This window comes from Planctomycetota bacterium (assembly GCA_016125255.1).
Classification (GTDB): domain Bacteria; phylum Planctomycetota; class Phycisphaerae; order Phycisphaerales; family Zrk34; genus RI-421.
Genome location: WGMD01000001.1, coordinates 34,116 through 49,769 on the forward strand (window position 1 = coordinate 34,116; position 15,654 = coordinate 49,769).

Annotated in this window: 15 protein-coding genes; 7 read left to right on the plus strand and 8 right to left on the minus strand. The window is 63.3% G+C overall.

Going from position 1 to position 15,654, the window contains the following annotated elements; genetic code table 11:
- Positions 1-9: 9 nt before the first annotated feature.
- The 3 genes from GC162_00150 to GC162_00160 are packed head-to-tail and all read left to right on the plus strand — an operon-like array spanning position 10 to position 4,190.
- On the plus strand, positions 10-801 hold the full coding sequence (locus GC162_00150; GenBank protein MBI1367040.1) for a hypothetical protein: 792 nt from the start codon (positions 10-12) through the stop codon (positions 799-801).
- 20 nt (positions 802-821) lie between these two features.
- Positions 822-2,081, plus strand: a complete 1,260-nt coding sequence (locus GC162_00155) for a hypothetical protein (protein MBI1367041.1) — start codon at positions 822-824, stop codon at positions 2,079-2,081.
- Positions 2,082-2,090: 9 nt separating this feature from the next.
- Entirely contained in the window at positions 2,091-4,190 is a 2,100-nt protein-coding gene (locus tag GC162_00160; GenBank protein MBI1367042.1) for a hypothetical protein, read from the plus strand.
- A gap of 39 nt (positions 4,191-4,229) precedes the next feature.
- On the opposite strand, the gene GC162_00165 is transcribed toward GC162_00160, so the two are convergent.
- Positions 4,230-5,012, minus strand: coding sequence for a DUF1080 domain-containing protein (locus GC162_00165; protein MBI1367043.1), 783 nt, complete (start codon positions 5,010-5,012; stop codon positions 4,230-4,232).
- 180 nt (positions 5,013-5,192) lie between these two features.
- Positions 5,193-5,600 carry a hypothetical protein gene (locus tag GC162_00170; protein ID MBI1367044.1) on the minus strand — a complete coding sequence of 136 codons (408 nt, stop codon included), beginning with the start codon at positions 5,598-5,600 and terminating at the stop codon, positions 5,193-5,195.
- Positions 5,601-5,646: 46 nt separating this feature from the next.
- Between GC162_00170 and aroC the strand changes: the two genes are divergently transcribed.
- The gene (aroC, locus tag GC162_00175) at positions 5,647-6,738 is read left to right on the plus strand and encodes a chorismate synthase (GenBank protein MBI1367045.1); all 1,092 of its coding nucleotides are present in this window, start codon (positions 5,647-5,649) and stop codon (positions 6,736-6,738) included.
- Positions 6,739-6,950: 212 nt separating this feature from the next.
- Here aroC and GC162_00180 read toward each other — a convergent pair whose 3' ends face one another.
- The gene (locus tag GC162_00180) at positions 6,951-7,289 is read right to left on the minus strand and encodes a hypothetical protein (GenBank protein MBI1367046.1); all 339 of its coding nucleotides are present in this window, start codon (positions 7,287-7,289) and stop codon (positions 6,951-6,953) included.
- 407 nt (positions 7,290-7,696) lie between these two features.
- Between GC162_00180 and GC162_00185 the strand changes: the two genes are divergently transcribed.
- Entirely contained in the window at positions 7,697-8,446 is a 750-nt protein-coding gene (locus tag GC162_00185) for a hypothetical protein (GenBank protein MBI1367047.1), read from the plus strand.
- A 42-nt stretch (positions 8,447-8,488) separates the two neighbouring features.
- Here the strand turns inward: GC162_00185 and GC162_00190 are convergent, their stop codons facing one another.
- Positions 8,489-8,770 (minus strand): hypothetical protein, encoded by a 282-nt coding sequence (locus GC162_00190; protein MBI1367048.1) that lies wholly within the window; start codon positions 8,768-8,770, stop codon positions 8,489-8,491.
- 279 nt (positions 8,771-9,049) lie between these two features.
- On the opposite strand from GC162_00190, the gene GC162_00195 reads away from it, so the two are divergent.
- Positions 9,050-9,814 (plus strand): hypothetical protein, encoded by a 765-nt coding sequence (locus GC162_00195; GenBank protein MBI1367049.1) that lies wholly within the window; start codon positions 9,050-9,052, stop codon positions 9,812-9,814.
- 81 nt (positions 9,815-9,895) lie between these two features.
- The gene (locus tag GC162_00200) at positions 9,896-10,885 is read left to right on the plus strand and encodes a hypothetical protein (GenBank protein ID MBI1367050.1); all 990 of its coding nucleotides are present in this window, start codon (positions 9,896-9,898) and stop codon (positions 10,883-10,885) included.
- A gap of 12 nt (positions 10,886-10,897) precedes the next feature.
- On the opposite strand, the gene GC162_00205 is transcribed toward GC162_00200, so the two are convergent.
- From GC162_00205 to GC162_00220, 4 genes are all read right to left on the minus strand, one after another.
- Positions 10,898-12,019 carry a hypothetical protein gene (locus tag GC162_00205; protein MBI1367051.1) on the minus strand — a complete coding sequence of 374 codons (1,122 nt, stop codon included), beginning with the start codon at positions 12,017-12,019 and terminating at the stop codon, positions 10,898-10,900.
- Positions 12,020-12,156: 137 nt separating this feature from the next.
- Positions 12,157-13,296, minus strand: a complete 1,140-nt coding sequence (locus tag GC162_00210) for a hypothetical protein (protein ID MBI1367052.1) — start codon at positions 13,294-13,296, stop codon at positions 12,157-12,159.
- A gap of 132 nt (positions 13,297-13,428) precedes the next feature.
- Positions 13,429-14,142: a hypothetical protein gene (locus GC162_00215; GenBank protein ID MBI1367053.1), complete on the minus strand. Its 714-nt coding sequence runs from the start codon at positions 14,140-14,142 to the stop codon at positions 13,429-13,431.
- A gap of 35 nt (positions 14,143-14,177) precedes the next feature.
- A complete protein-coding gene (locus GC162_00220; protein ID MBI1367054.1) occupies positions 14,178-15,509 on the minus strand; it encodes a hypothetical protein in 1,332 nt (443 codons plus the stop codon).
- Positions 15,510-15,654 lie beyond the last annotated feature (145 nt).

Sequence of the window (15,654 nt, forward strand, 5' to 3'; positions counted from 1 at the left end):
GGTTCAATCATGTTGCGCATCCGCATCCTCACCGTTCTATCCCTCTGCACTCTCTCCGCCTTCGCATTCGCTCACGGCGATGAAGAAGGCGGGCCGCTCCACTTCGATCATCCGCTCGTCGCCGAGTCGCCCTCGCCCGACACGAAGATCCGCCTCGACTACATCTTCGAAAACTCCGCCAACGGCGAAGGCGATCGACACACGCTCAACGTCGAAGGCGAATACGCCTTCAATCCCTCCTTCAGCATCGAAGTCAATGCGCCCTACACCTGGCTCAACCCCGATGCCGGCGGAACGACCAGCCACTTCGACAGCGCTGAGATCGCCCTCAAGTACGCCAACTTCGCCTTCGCCGACCGCGGCCTGCTCGTCGGCGGCGGGATCGAGTTCGGCCTGCCCACCGGCGACGCCGGCCGCGACATCGGGTCCGATCACCAACTCGACATCGAACCCTACATCGACCTCGGCTACCGCAACGGGCCGTGGCAGATCGTCGGATTCGCCTCGCTGGGCATCCCCGCCAATCGCAACGGCGACGACGAGGCCGACTTCGAAATTGGCTGGAATCTCGCCGTGCTGCGCGAACTTAACGAGCAGTTCACCGCCGTGCTCGAATTCGACGGCGAATACAGCTTCAACGGCGACGAAGGCGATCATGAGATCATCAACATCACGCCCGGCCTCAAGGTCCGCCCCTTCGATCATCAGAACGTGCAGGTCGGCCTCGGCGTGCGGCTGCCGCTCACGAGCGACCGCGAATTCAACGTGCAGTCGATCGTGTCGATCTTCTGGCATTTCTGACGCCGCGTACAATGGGCCGCATGTTCGACCCGTGGCCCCGGCTGCTGGACGAACCGGCGCTGATCGCGGCGGCCGGTTCGTGCGATGATCTGACCGCGCCCGCGGCCGTGGCGTCGCTGCGCAAATCGTGGCCGGCGGAACTGGTGCAGGCGGCGATCGCGCTGACGATCGCCCGCCACAAAGCCGCCGCGAAGTTCGACCATGCCGACCGCCTCGTCGCCGACCCCGTCGGCGTCGAGCAGGCGACGAGCATCGACGTCGCGCGCCACAAGGCCCGGCGCTTCACCGAGGCGGGCATCGACACGGTCGTCGATCTGTGCTGCGGGATCGGCGGCGATGCGCTGGCCTTCGCCGAGTCGATGCGCGTGCTGCTGATCGATCGTGATCCGGCGCGTGCATGGATGGCGCGGCACAACACGCGACAGCCCGCCGCGGTGGCGGATGTGACGACGCTCAAACTCGACGGACTGGCGTTTCACATCGACCCCGATCGCCGACTGGGCGGGCGGCGGGCATGGCGCTACGAAGACTGCGCACCGGGGCCGGGGTTTTTGAACACGCTGAGCGGCGACGGCGCGATGAAGCTCTCGCCCGGCGCGGACCTGGCGCAGCTTCCGCGCGGCGAAATCGAAATCATCAGCCGCGCCGGCACGCTCGTGCAGACCGTCGTCTGGACCGGACGCCTGGCGCGACACGATCGCACCGCGACGCTCATTCTGCCCCCCCTCCCTCCGAGGGAGGGGCTGGGGGAGGGTGAATCGCATCCGTCCCAGTCGTGTTCCGAATCGGAGTTGAAACATCGTGACTCACTCGAACGGATCAGCTTCACCCCCACCCAACCCTCCCCCTCGAAGGGGGAGGGCTTCAGAAGCATCACCTTGCACGGCTCCCCCGGCGAGCCGCCGCTGACGGAGCCGGCGAGATTTCTCTACACCGTCGACCCGGCCATCGAACGGGCGGCGCTCATGCCTGTGTTGTGCGGACAACTGAACCTCGCGGCGATTCATCCGGCGCTGGGGCTGCTCACAAGCGATCGCGTCCTCGAAAGTCCGTGGCTGCGGCGGTTCGAGCTGATCGAAACGCAGCCGTGGCGCCCGCGGAAGATCAAGGCGTGGCTCGTCGCTCATGACGCCGGCGTCGTCGAGGTCAAAACGCGCGACAAGGCGGTCGACCCCGATGTCGTCGCGCGGCAGATGCGCGGCGACGGACCCGAAGTGTTCACGCTCTTTGTCCTGCGCTATGATCGCAAAGTCGTGTGCCTCATCACGCGGCGGCAATAGGAGTCAGTCATGCGAATTTGTGCGTTGATGGTGTGCCTGCTGCTGGTGCGCGCGGCGAGCGGCGCGGAATTTTTCGTGGCGACCAATGGCGATGACACCCAAGCCGGCACGGCCGATCAACCGTTCGCCACAATCGCGCGGGCCCAGCGGGCGGTGCGCGAAATGAAGGAGCGCGACGATCCGATCATCGTGACGATCCGCGGGGGAACGTACTTTCTCGATGAACCGCTGACGTTCGAACCCGCCGACAGTGGGACGGAAAAGTCGCCGGTGATTTATCAGGCGGCGGGCGAGCGCGTCGTGATCAGCGGCGGGATCGCCGTCACGAGCTGGACCGCCGACGAGCGCGGCTGGTGGCACGCGGCGATGCCCGAAGGCGTCTACTTCGGCGAACTGTTCGTCAATGATCAGCGCGCCCCGCGGCCGCGCATGCCGGCGAAGGGGTACTACCGTATTGCACAGACGCTCGAACCGACGGAAGCCAATCGCAAGCGCGGGGCGGACCGGTTCGGTTTCTCCAACGAGGAGATCCGCGGCGACTGGGCGGCGCTGTCCGATGTGGAGGTCATCAGTTTTCATCGCTGGACCGCGTCGCGCATGCGGATCGCTTCGGTCGATGCCGACCAGCACATCGTCACCTTCACCGGCCCGACGCGCAGCACGGCCGACTGGTGCATCTACGAAAAGAACCACCGCTACCTCGTCGAAAACGTGCGCGAAGCGCTGGGCCAGCCCGGCCAGTGGTACTTCGACCGGGCCAAGCGCGATCTGATCTACATCCCGCGCGAAGGTCAGACGCCCGCCAACACAAGCGTGATCGCCCCGCGGCTCGAACAGCTTGTCGTGTTCAAGGGCGATGTGAAGCAGCGAAAATGGGTCGAGCACATCGGTCTGCGCGGGCTGATCTTCGCGCACTCGAACTGGACGCTCAACGACGGCGGCGAAAGCTTTCCGCAGGCGGCGATCAACATGGGCGAAGCGATCGCGGCGACGGGAGCGCGGCATGTGACGATCAGCGACGGCGCGATCGTACACACCGGCGGGTACGCCATCGGTTTCGGAGCCGGCTGCCGGGAGAACACGGTCGAGCGCTGCGAGATGGTCGATTTGGGCGCGGGCGGCGTGAAGATCGGAAACGCCGGCGGGGCCCACACGTGGCCGATCGGCGGGTATGACCCGAACGATGATGAATCGCGCGTCGAGAAGATTCGCGTGAGCGAATGCACGATCGCGCACGGCGGGCGGATCGACCCGGCGGCGATCGGCGTCTGGATCGGGTTCGCTTCGCACAACACGATCGAGCACAACGACATTTTCGATTTCTACTACAGCGGGCTGAGCGTGGGATGGACCTGGGGCTACGCCGAGCCGAGCAGGACGCACGATAACGAAGTCGCGTTCAACGATGTGCACACGCTCGGACAGGGCGTGCTCAATGACATGGGCGGCATCTACACGCTGGGCGTCTCCCCCAACACGCGCATCCATCACAACATCTTCCGCGACATCTACTGCGAAGCCGGCGGGTACGGCGGATGGGGGCTCTACACCGACGAGGGATCGACCGGCGTCGTGATGGATCACAACCTCGTGTACAACACCTCCAGCGGCTCGTTCCATCAGCACTACGGCAAGGACAACGTCATCGCCAACAACATCCTGGTCAACTCGCGCGACTGGCAGCTCCGCCGCTCGCGCAGCGAAGATCACCGCAGCTTCACGATTACGCACAACATCATCTACTGGACCAACGGGTCGACCGCTGTGAGCGGCAACTGGGCCAACGATCATTACGACATCGACGCCAATCTCTACTTCAACACCGTCGGCCCGGTGCGCTTCGACATCAAGGGATTCGCCCCGCGCGATGTGACGAAATCGACCGACGGCACGCTGAGCTTCGAGGAATGGCAACAGCGCGGGCACGACACGCATTCGATCGTCGCCGACCCGCTTTTCGTCGATGCCGCCGCGGGCGACTTTCACCTCAAGCCCGACTCGCCGGCGACGAAGATCGGCTTCGAGCCCTTCGACTCCGCGCAGGCCGGTCGGACGACGCCCGTGACGCTCACGAAGGACATGCCCCCCGTCCCCGCGTCGTTTGAATAAAACAAAGCGGGGGGACTGAAGTCCCCCCGCCTCTCAATATCAGGGCAATTCACGAATGCGCAGATTGCGGAAGTCGATGGGCGCGCCTTCGGATTCGAGGCACAGGTATCCGGAGCGCGGCTCGATGTTCGTCCCGCCGCTCACTTCCTCGCCGTTGACCCAGAGGCGCACTTCCCCATTGATCGCGCGGACGTAGTAGTGATTCCACTCATTCATCGGGCGGGTCAGGTTCTTGGACGGAAAGCTGCGCGTCCCATTGGGCGCGACCGGCGGGAACGGCTTCATCTTCGTGCCGACCGGGAACACGTCGCCGTGGCATGTGAACCAGTCGGCGGGCTTCTTGTACTGCTTGGTGTAGACCTCGGTGTAGCCCAGATCGAGGACCTGCACCTCGATACCGTGCGGCAGGCCGCCCTTGCCGCTTTGCGTCAACCGGTCGATCGATTCATCGGTGGCCCAGACGAAGATGCCCGAGTTGCCGCCGAATTGACGATGACACCACTGCACGACGAGTTCGAAGTTGGTGTACTTCTTGACGGTGCGCATGACGCTGATCGGATGGCCCGTGCAGTGAATGCCCTCATCGGTGAAGGTCCATGTGTCGTCGGCGGAGTTGACCTTGGTGAAGTCGTCCTTGCCCATCGCCCGCCAACCCTCGCCGGTGCCGTCGATGAACGCCTTGGTGACGGGCTCCATCGCCGCCGCCGCCGGCGCCGGCGTCTCGTCGGCCGCACGCACGGACAAAGAAGAAGCGGCCAGCGCGGCCAGACCCGCACCCATCATCGAACGGCGCGACGGCTGAACATCGGACGGACGGTCCATATGTGATCTCCAACGAATGGGAACATGTGGGCGGGTCGGCGGATTGTAGCATCGTCCGCATGCGTGTGCGCGTCACCGCTTTTCGTTTAGCCGCGACCCGCAGGGGAGCGCTTTCGGTCGCGCTCCCCTGCGGGTCGCGGCTAAACATCACTGCGAAAACTGGCGCGTCATGGCGATGATTCACCACGGAATATCATCGTCCCCGAGAATCTCATCGCGCAGGCGGTTGGTCGGCGGGGTTTCGGGGAGGAAGTCGTCTTCGGTCAGTTCGGCGGCGGGGTCAGGGTCGTCGTCCCATTCGTCGGCGTCAGCGTCCGAGTCATCGTCGTCGCACCACATCATGGAGCCGTCTTCGCAGATGTATTCGGGGTCGGTGGGGAGGATGTCGAAGCCGAAGCCCTTGCCGTCGCAGTCGGGCGTGGGGCAGCACCAGAAGCCGTGCTTGGAGCCGTCGGGTTCGGTCTCGATGCGCCACTCGATGAGGTAGGACTCATATTCGAGTCCGCAGTGGAGGCAGCAGACTTCGGTGGGGATGGCCGGGGGCTTGAAGCAGTCGGCCTGAGCGTCAAGGGGATCGTACTCGCTCATGCGGTTATGATACCATGCTCGCAAGGCCGCGACAGGAATTTGACGCATGGCAGGCAACAGTTTCGGACAGATTTTTCGCATCACCACCGCCGGGGAAAGCCACGGCCCCGGTTATGTGGTCATCGTCGACGGCGTGCCGGCGGGCTTGACGCTCAGCGAAGCGGACATTCAGCCGGACCTGGACCGTCGCCGGCCCGGTCAGAGCAGCATCGTCACGCAGCGCGATGAATCGGACACGGCCGAGATCCTTTCGGGCGTGTTCGAAGGCGTGACGACCGGCACGCCTATCGCTGTGCTCATCCGCAATAAGGACCAGCGGAGCAAAGACTACGGCGACATCAAGGACAAGTACCGCCCCGGGCATGCGGACTATACATTCGACGCCAAGTTCGGCCGGCGGGATTACCGGGGCGGCGGGCGAAGCTCGGCGCGCGAGACATGCGTGCGCGTCGCCGCCGGGGCGATCGCCAAGAAACTGCTGCGTGAAAAGTTCGGCGTGAACATCGTCGGATACGTCACGCAGGTCGGCCACCTGATCGCGCAGATCGACGACCCGGCGGGCGTGACGCTCGAGCAGGTCGAGGCGACGCCGACACGTTGCCCGGACCCGGCGATCGCGAAGCAGATGATCGAACTCATCGAGAAGCTGCGCGGCGAGATGGATTCAATCGGCGGCGTGGCGGAGATTACGGCGACGGGCGTGCCGGCGGGCTGGGGCGAGCCGGTGTTCGACAAGCTCAAGGCCGATTTGGGCAAGGCGATGTTCACGCTCCCCGCCGTGCTCGGCGTCGAATACGGCATCGGATTCGGCGCGGCGACGATGCGCGGCTCACAGAACAATGATGTGTTCACCACCCGCGACGGACGCATCGTGACGGAAACGAATCGTCACGGGGGCATGCTCGGCGGCATCAGTTCGGGGATGCCGATCGTTTTGAGATGCGCGGTCAAGCCGACGAGTTCGCTGCCGCAGGAGCAGAAGACGGTGATGCGCGACGGCTCGCCGACGACGATCCGCACAAAAGGCAGGCACGACCCGTGTTTGTTGCCGCGTTTTGTGCCGATGGCGGAGGCGATGGCGGCGATCGTGCTGGCGGATCACGCGATGCGGCAGGCGGCACAGAAATTAGGCGAGTGATGCGAAAGAGAAAGACAACGGAAATTGGTCATTAGGCATTAGGCATTTGTCATTGGTCAAGTAAGTACAAAAGACTCGAATGTCGTCCGGCGCAACGGGCTTGATATGACCAATGACAAATAGCTAATGCCTAATGACCAATTTCTTCCTCCAATAAATAACCGCCCCTCGCAAAAAGAGGCGGCTATCACAAATAGCTTGTGCGGGATCGCTCAGTTCTGAGCGGGGGTTTGGACGGCGGCCTGCGCGGCGTCGCTCTGCTCGACGAACTTCTGAAGGACGGGGAAGAAGGGCTGATCGCCGACTTCGCGGGCCAGCGCGATGACCTTGTCGTAGTTCTTGAGCACGGAGCGGTAGTGGTCCGCATCGTTGGCGAAGTAGTTGGCGAACTCGTTGCCGGTCACGGGACCGGACTGGTAGGCGACGCCGGCGGCGTGGGTGCTGAGCAGACCCAGACGCGTGGTCCAGGCGTAGAACATCACGCCCAAAACGAGCGTCACACACAGAGCGAGCATGAACAAACCATGAGCGGGCTTGGCATTGGTGACCATCTGTCAGTCCTTTATGTCGGGGCGTCGCAGCGAGGCGGGCTTTTCGCTTCGAACCGGGCGGCTCGAAAACCCGTGTGCGGGCCCCAGGTGGGGGTTCTACCGTTCAACGCGGCGGGGGCTTGGATATTGCATCGGCCGATCCGTCCGTGAACTTGTACGCATACGCTAGAAAGCGTCCATTGGAATGTCAATCCTCTTTTCGTGAATTCCCGGTGAATCGTTGTTTTTCACGCGGAAATCGGGCCTCCGTATGCATGCGATTGATACGTACCCCGGATCGCCGGCGGGCTTGCCAGGGTGCGTGCGGGCGGCGCAGTCGTGGCGCCATGGGACTCCCCTGCCGCACCCGAGGCACATCCCATGGTAGAATGTGCCGACCATCTCCCCTTCGCCCCTGGAGCAAAATCATGTCGGACCTGACGCGTCGGTCGTTCGGGCAACTTTCCATCGGCGCCCTGCTCACCACCTCGCTGCTCCAAATGCTTTTCGAGCGCGACGCGTTCGCCGAGGCGGTCAAGCCGATCACCGAACAATGGCTCCGTGACGTCAACGCGCTTTGCCAGGACGTCAAGAGCAAGCAGATCAAACAGGTCGACTGGCAGGGCAAGCTCGAAGCGCTTTTCGCCCGCGTCGATCTGCCCGAAATATGCAAGCTCATCGACTACGACAAGCTGACCGCCGACGGCCTGTTCCGCCCCAAGGGCGAGCGCTCGATTCCCTTCAACTTCCCCAAAGTCGAAGGCGTCGGCGAACTGGCGTTCGGCAAGCAGGTGTTCGCATTGCAGAAAGGTCATTCGATCGTACCGCACGGACACAACAACATGTCCACGGCTTTTCTGATTCTCGATGGTTCGTTTCACGGTCGTCATTACGATCGGCTCGAGGATTCCAAGACGCACATGGTCATCAAGCCGACGATCGATCGGACGTTCGGACAAGCCGAATTCTCGACGATTTCCGACGACAAGGACAACGTGCATTGGTTTGAGGCATTGAGTGACAAGGCGTACATCCTCAACATTCACGTGCTCATCGCCACCGGCAGCGGCAAGCAAACAGGTCGCGTGTATATCGATCCCGACGGCGAGAAACTGGCGGGCGGTCTGATCCGCGCGCCGCTCATCAGCGCCAAGACGGCCGTCGAAAAATATGGTTGACCGGGCAGCCCCCCGCCGCCCGGTCAACCCGCCGCCCGCGTGTCACGGCGCGGGCGGCGCATCAACTTCCGTCCCCTCTGTTTCCTGATAGCAATGCTGCTGAAGCACCGGGAACAGCGGCTTGTCGCCCGTCTTCTGCGAGATCGTCATCAGCTCGTCGAAATTGCTCATGACCGCGCGCAGCGTCGATTCATGCACGTGCATGTAGTCGACCATGTCGCGTCCGGTCAATGGTCCGAACAGTTGCACGGATTCCGAGGAACGGCTCTTGTTCGTCGTCGCCGCCTGAAGCAGCACGACGAAACACAAAAGGGCGATCGCCACGAGCATACTGATAGAATGGCCACGGTTGGCAAGCGTCATCGTCGGTCCTTTCAGTGCCCAGTTACGGTGCAGTCCGTGCTGCCGGGGCGGGACTTTGGCCAGCACTTGCCTGCACCATGGGCAAAATTGGCAGGGCTGGAGGTATTAATGCAAACATGATGCCAATCGCATATTCAGCGGGGAATCGGCGCATGTGAATTGCGAATGAGCATTTTCTGAAGCGCAGCCATCCGTGCGTACAATGTTGCTTTCACGCAACACTGAACGAGGTTCCTGATCATGACCCAAGCTGAAAGCACCAAGCCCGCCGGCGCCCCGCCTTTCTCTCATCGCATTCGCAACACCGAGCCGCCGATGATTGATGAGAAGGGCGCGCCCCTCAACGGCGAACCGCAGATTCTTTCGACGCGCCTGTTCATGCAGCTTCAGGCGTACGGCAACTGTCGTGATGCGCAGCCGCTCATCGACGCGATCAAGGCGGCGAAGATTCCGGCGGTGCTTTATGCGGACGTGAACGATCCGCAGGGCGTGGCGATTCTGACATGGGCGGAGGACCCGTCGCATTTCGTCGATGCGGTGCGCCCGCTGCTCAATGCCGAGCCGTTTGTTTCGCTCGAGCACAAGCCGCGCTTCACGATGTTCGGCCGCACGTACGCGCTGGGTCATGAAGCGAATCTGCGCGAGTGGCTTTTCGACAAGCCGATCGCCACGGCGACGAACGGCGACTGGCCCTGGGCTGTTTGGTATCCGCTGCGTCGGCGGGGTTCCTTCGCCAAGCTCGACCCCGCCGAGCAGCGGCAGATTCTCATGGAGCACGCCCTCATCGGCATGAGCTTCGTCGACGCCGACTACGCCCACGACATCCGTCTCGCCTGCCCCGGACTCGACGCCGACGACAACGACTTCGTCATCGGCCTCGTCGGCAAATCGCTCCACCCCCTCTCCGCCATCGTCCAGAACATGCGCAAAACCACCCAAACCGCCCTCTACCTCGAAAACCTCGGCCCGTTCTTCGTCGGCAAAGTCCTCCACCAGTCCGTTTAGCGACGCCGTTTGCGGCGTGTTTCTCCCACTGCAAATACGCCGGCACGGAAACAAATCCCCCCACCAAGCGTCGGAACATGCATGCGTCTTCACCACGCGACATGGACCCTCCTCGCGCTGACCCTCGCCGCCTGCGCCACCTCACAACCCGATCGCGCCACACTCCCCGACCACATCACCGTGACCCGCAGTGACGCCGCGGCGAACTTGCCCGACGAGCGCGTCACGATCCACGCCGCTGATAAACCAGCATGGGAGATCGCGCTGGAGCTATCGAGCATCCTGCATCGCCGCGTCAAGCTCGACGCCGACGCTTTTGAGGGGGCCGCTTTCGATAGCAATGCGCGCTACTCGCTCAATCTGGACGACCAATCACCCGAGGACGCCATGCGCGCCTTCGCCGACAAGATGAGCACGCAGCTTGTCCCGCTGCGCGTCGTCTACGTCGGACAGGTCATCCTCATCACCACCGAGGAGGAGAGCAAGTGGTACCAATCGTTGGTCCAACGAGAATATGATGCGCGTCCCTTGCTGCGCGACGCGACAAGCGCCGTGACCGATACAGCCGACGACCGCCTCCGCCAGCTCAAACAAATCCTCTTTGAATTCGTCGACGTAGACTGCTGTTTCGGCGGAGGCCCCGGCCGGGATCGAACGTGGGATTATGCCGATGGGAAACTGATCATCAAAATGTTCACCGATGAGCACGAGAATTTCGAGAACGTGCTCAATGCGATCCTGCGGGCGAAATCGGAAAAGTCATCGACCCAAATCGTCGACCTCGGCTCCGGTGACCTTCATTCATTGGGCCAGTTCATCATCGCCGACATCGATTCGATCGCACATCGTCGCGTGGAACTGAAAACCCATCGCGTCTCGGACCTCGACCTGATCAATGCCCGGCGCGACATCGCCGATGAACTTCAGAACCGCGTCGTGCCGGATCGCTGGCGCTATCACGGCGGGTCCGACAATGGCATGCACATTTTCGGCAGCGTCCTTGTCATCTTCTGCCGCGACTTCGACGGACCGGCGATCCGAGAAACGCTCGACGCGATGCGAACGCCGTGATCGACGCACGCCTCACTTGATGTTCGGAAACTTAAAATCCGTGATCGTCACCGCGAGGTTGGCTTTCGTCGGGACGTAGGCGGTGAACAGAACATTCCGGATCGTGCCTTCGAGAAGCGTCGGGCGGCCCTTGGGGATTTGCTCCATGCGCTTGGCGAAGGCGTCGTCGCCCTGCATCTGAAATCCGTAGATGCTCGTCGACTTGAAGTTGACGTTGACGTCGATGGCGCGGAATTTGACATCTTCGTTGGCGAGCGAGATGGCGACGGTCCACTTCAGCGCCGGGTCGCCGCCGGGGTTTTTGTCCTGCGTGAGGCGGACATGATCGATCTTGACCATCATGCGGACGGGCTTCTCGGGACAATGTTGTCCGAGCCAGTTGTTGACATCGCCGGTCGTGTCGCGGTCGAGCGGTTTGCCGGGCGCGGGGCCGACGTCGGCGGGCATGGGGGCGAAGAGCTGGGCGACATTCGCGAACGGGCGATCGGTGAGCGTGGACTTGGCGGGCGCGTTGTCCGGCTTGTCGTTCTTCGCGGCGGCGGGCTTGTCGGATTTCGCAGCCGCGACTTTGGGGTGCAGATCGATGTCGGGATTGAGGATGGCGAACGAGAGCCAGGCGTGATCGTCGTTCGAGCCGAGTTTGATATTGGTGATGATCCCGCGAACCTGAATCAGATCGCCGGGCGCGATTTTCTCGACGTTCTTGCCGACCGCTTCGGTCACCTGATACATCGCTTCGTTGGGCGCGACGGTCGGCGGCAGGGCTGCGTCATAGCTGACTTTGAGCCCGTGAAAGTCGAAGAGTTTCGGGTCGAGTGTGAGCATGACGCGCCAGTCCCGGCCGGGCTCCGTCGGCGAAGGGGCCTTGAACGCGCGGGCGAAGCGAATGGGGATCAGAAGCTGGCACCGCCGATTCGCCCCCGACGTCCGCAGCCACTGACCGGCCTTCTGCACCGCCGCGTCGGACCACTTCCCGTTCGCCGGCTGCGCGTCGGCGGGCAGCCCGTCAAAAATATCCGCCACATCCGTCACGACGCTCTTGGACGAAATCGGCGGACCGGCGGGCACACGGGCGACAAGCACGAACAACATGACGCCCCATCCCATGACCAGCGCCGCGACAGATCGATGCATCAATGAACTCCTCAATGAATTGAAACCGGATGCGAATGCGACAACGAACCTCGCCCATCAGTATGCCGCGAGCGATGAACGCTGTAAACACAAATCGCAGGGTTCGTAAAAAATCCCCGCCCGCAGCGCCGCGGCGGTTACTTGAGAAGCTCGGGCGCGTCGAACTTGTCGATCGTGATTTTCAGCGCGACGAGGTTGGGGCCGATGGCGTAGAGCTGCGCTTCATGAATGACGCCGGTGAGCGTGACGGATTTCTGGCGGGCGTTGAAAGGTTTGTACTTGCTGAGCTGGGCTTCGGAGCCGTGGATGCGGAACGCCTTGGCGTCAGAGCCGACCAAGGCCGCGTTCACCGCCGTCTTGCCCACCATCAGCGTCGCCCCCTTGGCGACGAAGTCGGCGATCCACGGGCTGTTCGGTTTCTTGTCCGGCGTCTCCTCCGGCCGCACATTGAGGATGCTGATGTCGACATGCAGCGACACCGGGCGGTCCTTGGCCTGCTGCGCGACCCACGCGCCGGCCTTGGCGATGGAATTGCGGTCCCATCCTTTTGTCGCATCAGGCGCGAACCCGGCGGGCATGTTTACGAAAAGCTGATTCAGATCGGTGATCACGCCGCCGACCGGCGACGCGGCGGGCTTGTCCTCATGGGCCGGCGCGTCGGCGGGTTTGGCGGGCTTGTTCGGCTCCGCGGGTTTGTCCGCCGCGGGCGGCGCGGGGGCGTGACCGGGATGAAGATCGACCTGGGCGTTCATGATGCTCACATCCACCGACGACACGCCGCGCACGCTGAAAAACCGCGCCTTGCTGATCACGCCCGACACCGCCACCACATCGCCCGTCTTGAGCGACTTGGCCGCCTTGCTCGCCTCCTCCGTCATCTGAAACATCAGCGGCCCGGCAATGCCGACCGGCGCCACCATGAACTTCTGCGCCACGCGCTGCCCGAACACATCGAGCGGCGGCGGATTGACATACACGCTGACCCGCCAATCCTTCCCCGGCGCCATCGGCGACGGCGCGTGCGCCACATCCGTTCCCGAAATCGGCAACAGCAATCGACAGGGCCGCCGCATGCTCGTGCGCATCAGCCACTGCGACGCCTGCTCCGCCTGCTCGGGCGTCCACCCTGTCTTCGCATCCGGCCTCAATTCCGCCGGCATCCCCTCAAAAAGCTGCAACGCCGACGTGACCTCCCCCGCCGGCTGCGCCGCCGCCGTGCCGATCCAACCGCACATGACAATGACGATCGTCGCCCACATCGCAGCGCAACGCCTCATGGCCTGGCCCTCATGAATTGTGACCCAAGGATCCGGACCGCGACATTCCACAGACGCCGCGATTATCCCAGAGGTCGCGCGGCAAGTAAATCAAAATCCGCACATGCCGGGCGCATCGGCAATCTGAATCGATCAGGGATTGAGCGAAATGCGGCGAAGGGCGGCGGGGTAGGTGTCGCCGGCGGCGGTGCCGGCGCCGGTGTTGTGGGCGCCGTAGGTGACGGAGTCGCCGAGGCAGACGATGGTTTGCCCGTCGCGCAGGTCGGGGACGGCGCGGCGGAAGCTTTCGGCGAGAAGCGTGTTGCCGGCGGGCGTGAGGTGCACGCCGTCGGGCTGGCGGATCGCGCGGTCGGGGTGGTCGGTCATGGCCTGATCGGCGATGCGGTTCCACTCCACCAGCGTCACCTTTTCGCGCTGGGCGAGCTGATGCAGCGCGGCGTTGTAACGGTCGATCTTTTTCTGCGGGCCTTCCTCGCCGTAGGCGTCCTTCTTGTGACGCTTGAGGAGCGCTTCGACGTCGACGTGATGGATGTCGGCGAAGATCGGCGTGATGTGCGCCGCCCGCGCGGCGGCGATCATCTTCGACAGATTGGCGATGTAGTCGTCGACGTCGACGAACTTGGATTCGTTGAGCGCATCGTTGAGGCCGAAGTAGATGAAGACGAAGTCGGGCTTGTGCGCGAGGACATCCTTGTTGAATCGCGCCAGCCCCTCGCGCGAGTTCTGCCCGCCGATGCCCTTGTTGTACACGATCAGATGATTGACGAAGTCATCGGCCGCGCGGGCAAGGGGGGCGGTGATGAGCGAAAGCAAAAGGATCGCGCGAAGGATCATGGGGTATATCATGGCGACGATTTTACAGCACGGCGCAAGCGGCGTCGCTAAACGGTGCGGCACGCGCGGCGGCGGACGAGCAGCAGGGCGCTGACGATCGCGAGGAGCCCGGTCGAGGGCTCGGGGACCGTCGTCAACTCGAAGGCGTTGAGGGGCAGGAGACGATTGGACGCAACGGTGTCGGTGGCCTGCCCGTTAGCGCCGAAGAGTCCGCCGCCGGCGAGGTAGCGGACGACGACGTTCTGACCGGCGTCGGCGAAGAAGGAGATGAGATACTGGTGGAGGGTATTGTTGTAGACGACGTTGTCGAGTTTGTTGGTGAACGTCGCGCCGCCGTCGGTGCTGACCTGCACGTCCATGACGCCGACCTGATTGGAGGTGTCGATGTGATCGGAGATGAGGGTGTAGTAGCCGGACTTGAGGCCCGCGAGGGTCAGGTCCATGTAGTTGTCAGGGACGTTTCCGGGGCCGGGGACGGGTTCGACGGTGGCCCAGTCGCGGTCGGATTTGTCACTCGTGCCGCGGTCGATCATGCGCAGGGCGGTTTCCTTGGCGGCGAGTGTGACGGTGATGCCCGAGCCGGTGTCGGCGTTGACGTTGTCGTAGCCGGTGGTGGCGAAGGTGTAGGTGCGCGACTGCGGGCTGGCGGCGCCGTTGTTGAAGCTGAAGGGGGCGTAGCCGGTTTCGACCTGCTGCGCGCTTGGGCCGAAGTCGACGCGAAGCACGGACGCGGCGACGTCCCGATCGGCGGCGAGGGCGATGCCCTGAAGGAAGACGCCCTTGGAGTTGGACGTGGAGTTGTCGCCGAGGCCGATGCGGAATTCCAGGTGATCGCCGTTGCGAATGGTTCCGACCGACGCGACATTGGCGACGACGGTGTTGACGGCCCATCCGCCGCTCGTCGTCAGACTCACGCCCGTGCCCGCGGCGAGCGAGGTGAACGCTCCGCCGTTCTTGCTCACGAAAACGTTGTACTCACCGTTGATGGTGCCGGCGTTGTCGGAGGCGGCGGCGAGGTCGAAGGAGAGCGTCGTGGGGCTCAGCAGATCGGCGGAAGTGAAGTCGAAGGCGAAGCCGGCGTAGTCGGAAGTGCTCGACGCGACATCGTTGAGGTTGATGGCGCGCCAGAAGCGCCAGTTCGATCCGGCGGCGGAACCAGCGAGCGGACCGGGCTGCGTCGCCCCGGCCGATCCGAAGCTCGTGCGCCAGGACTCGGACCCGTTCAGGTCGGTGTTTCCCGCCGACACGCCCGACGCCGCGGTGATCGGCGCCTGACTCGTCGTTCCATTGTGATACGAAAGCACGACGCTGTCGGCTCGCGCCCCGGCGGCGCATGTGAAAACGCAAACCGCCAACGCAATAGCAGCACGCCTGTACATGATGTCATTCTCCTGCGAATCGTTCTAACGGGTTCTCATTCACCTCACGCGACGTCGGCGGGCTCGAACAGCCGATCGCGACGTCGGTGCGGCTTCCCTGGCGGGATCTCAAGGTGAAGAATACGGCTGAGGCCGGACTGCGCCA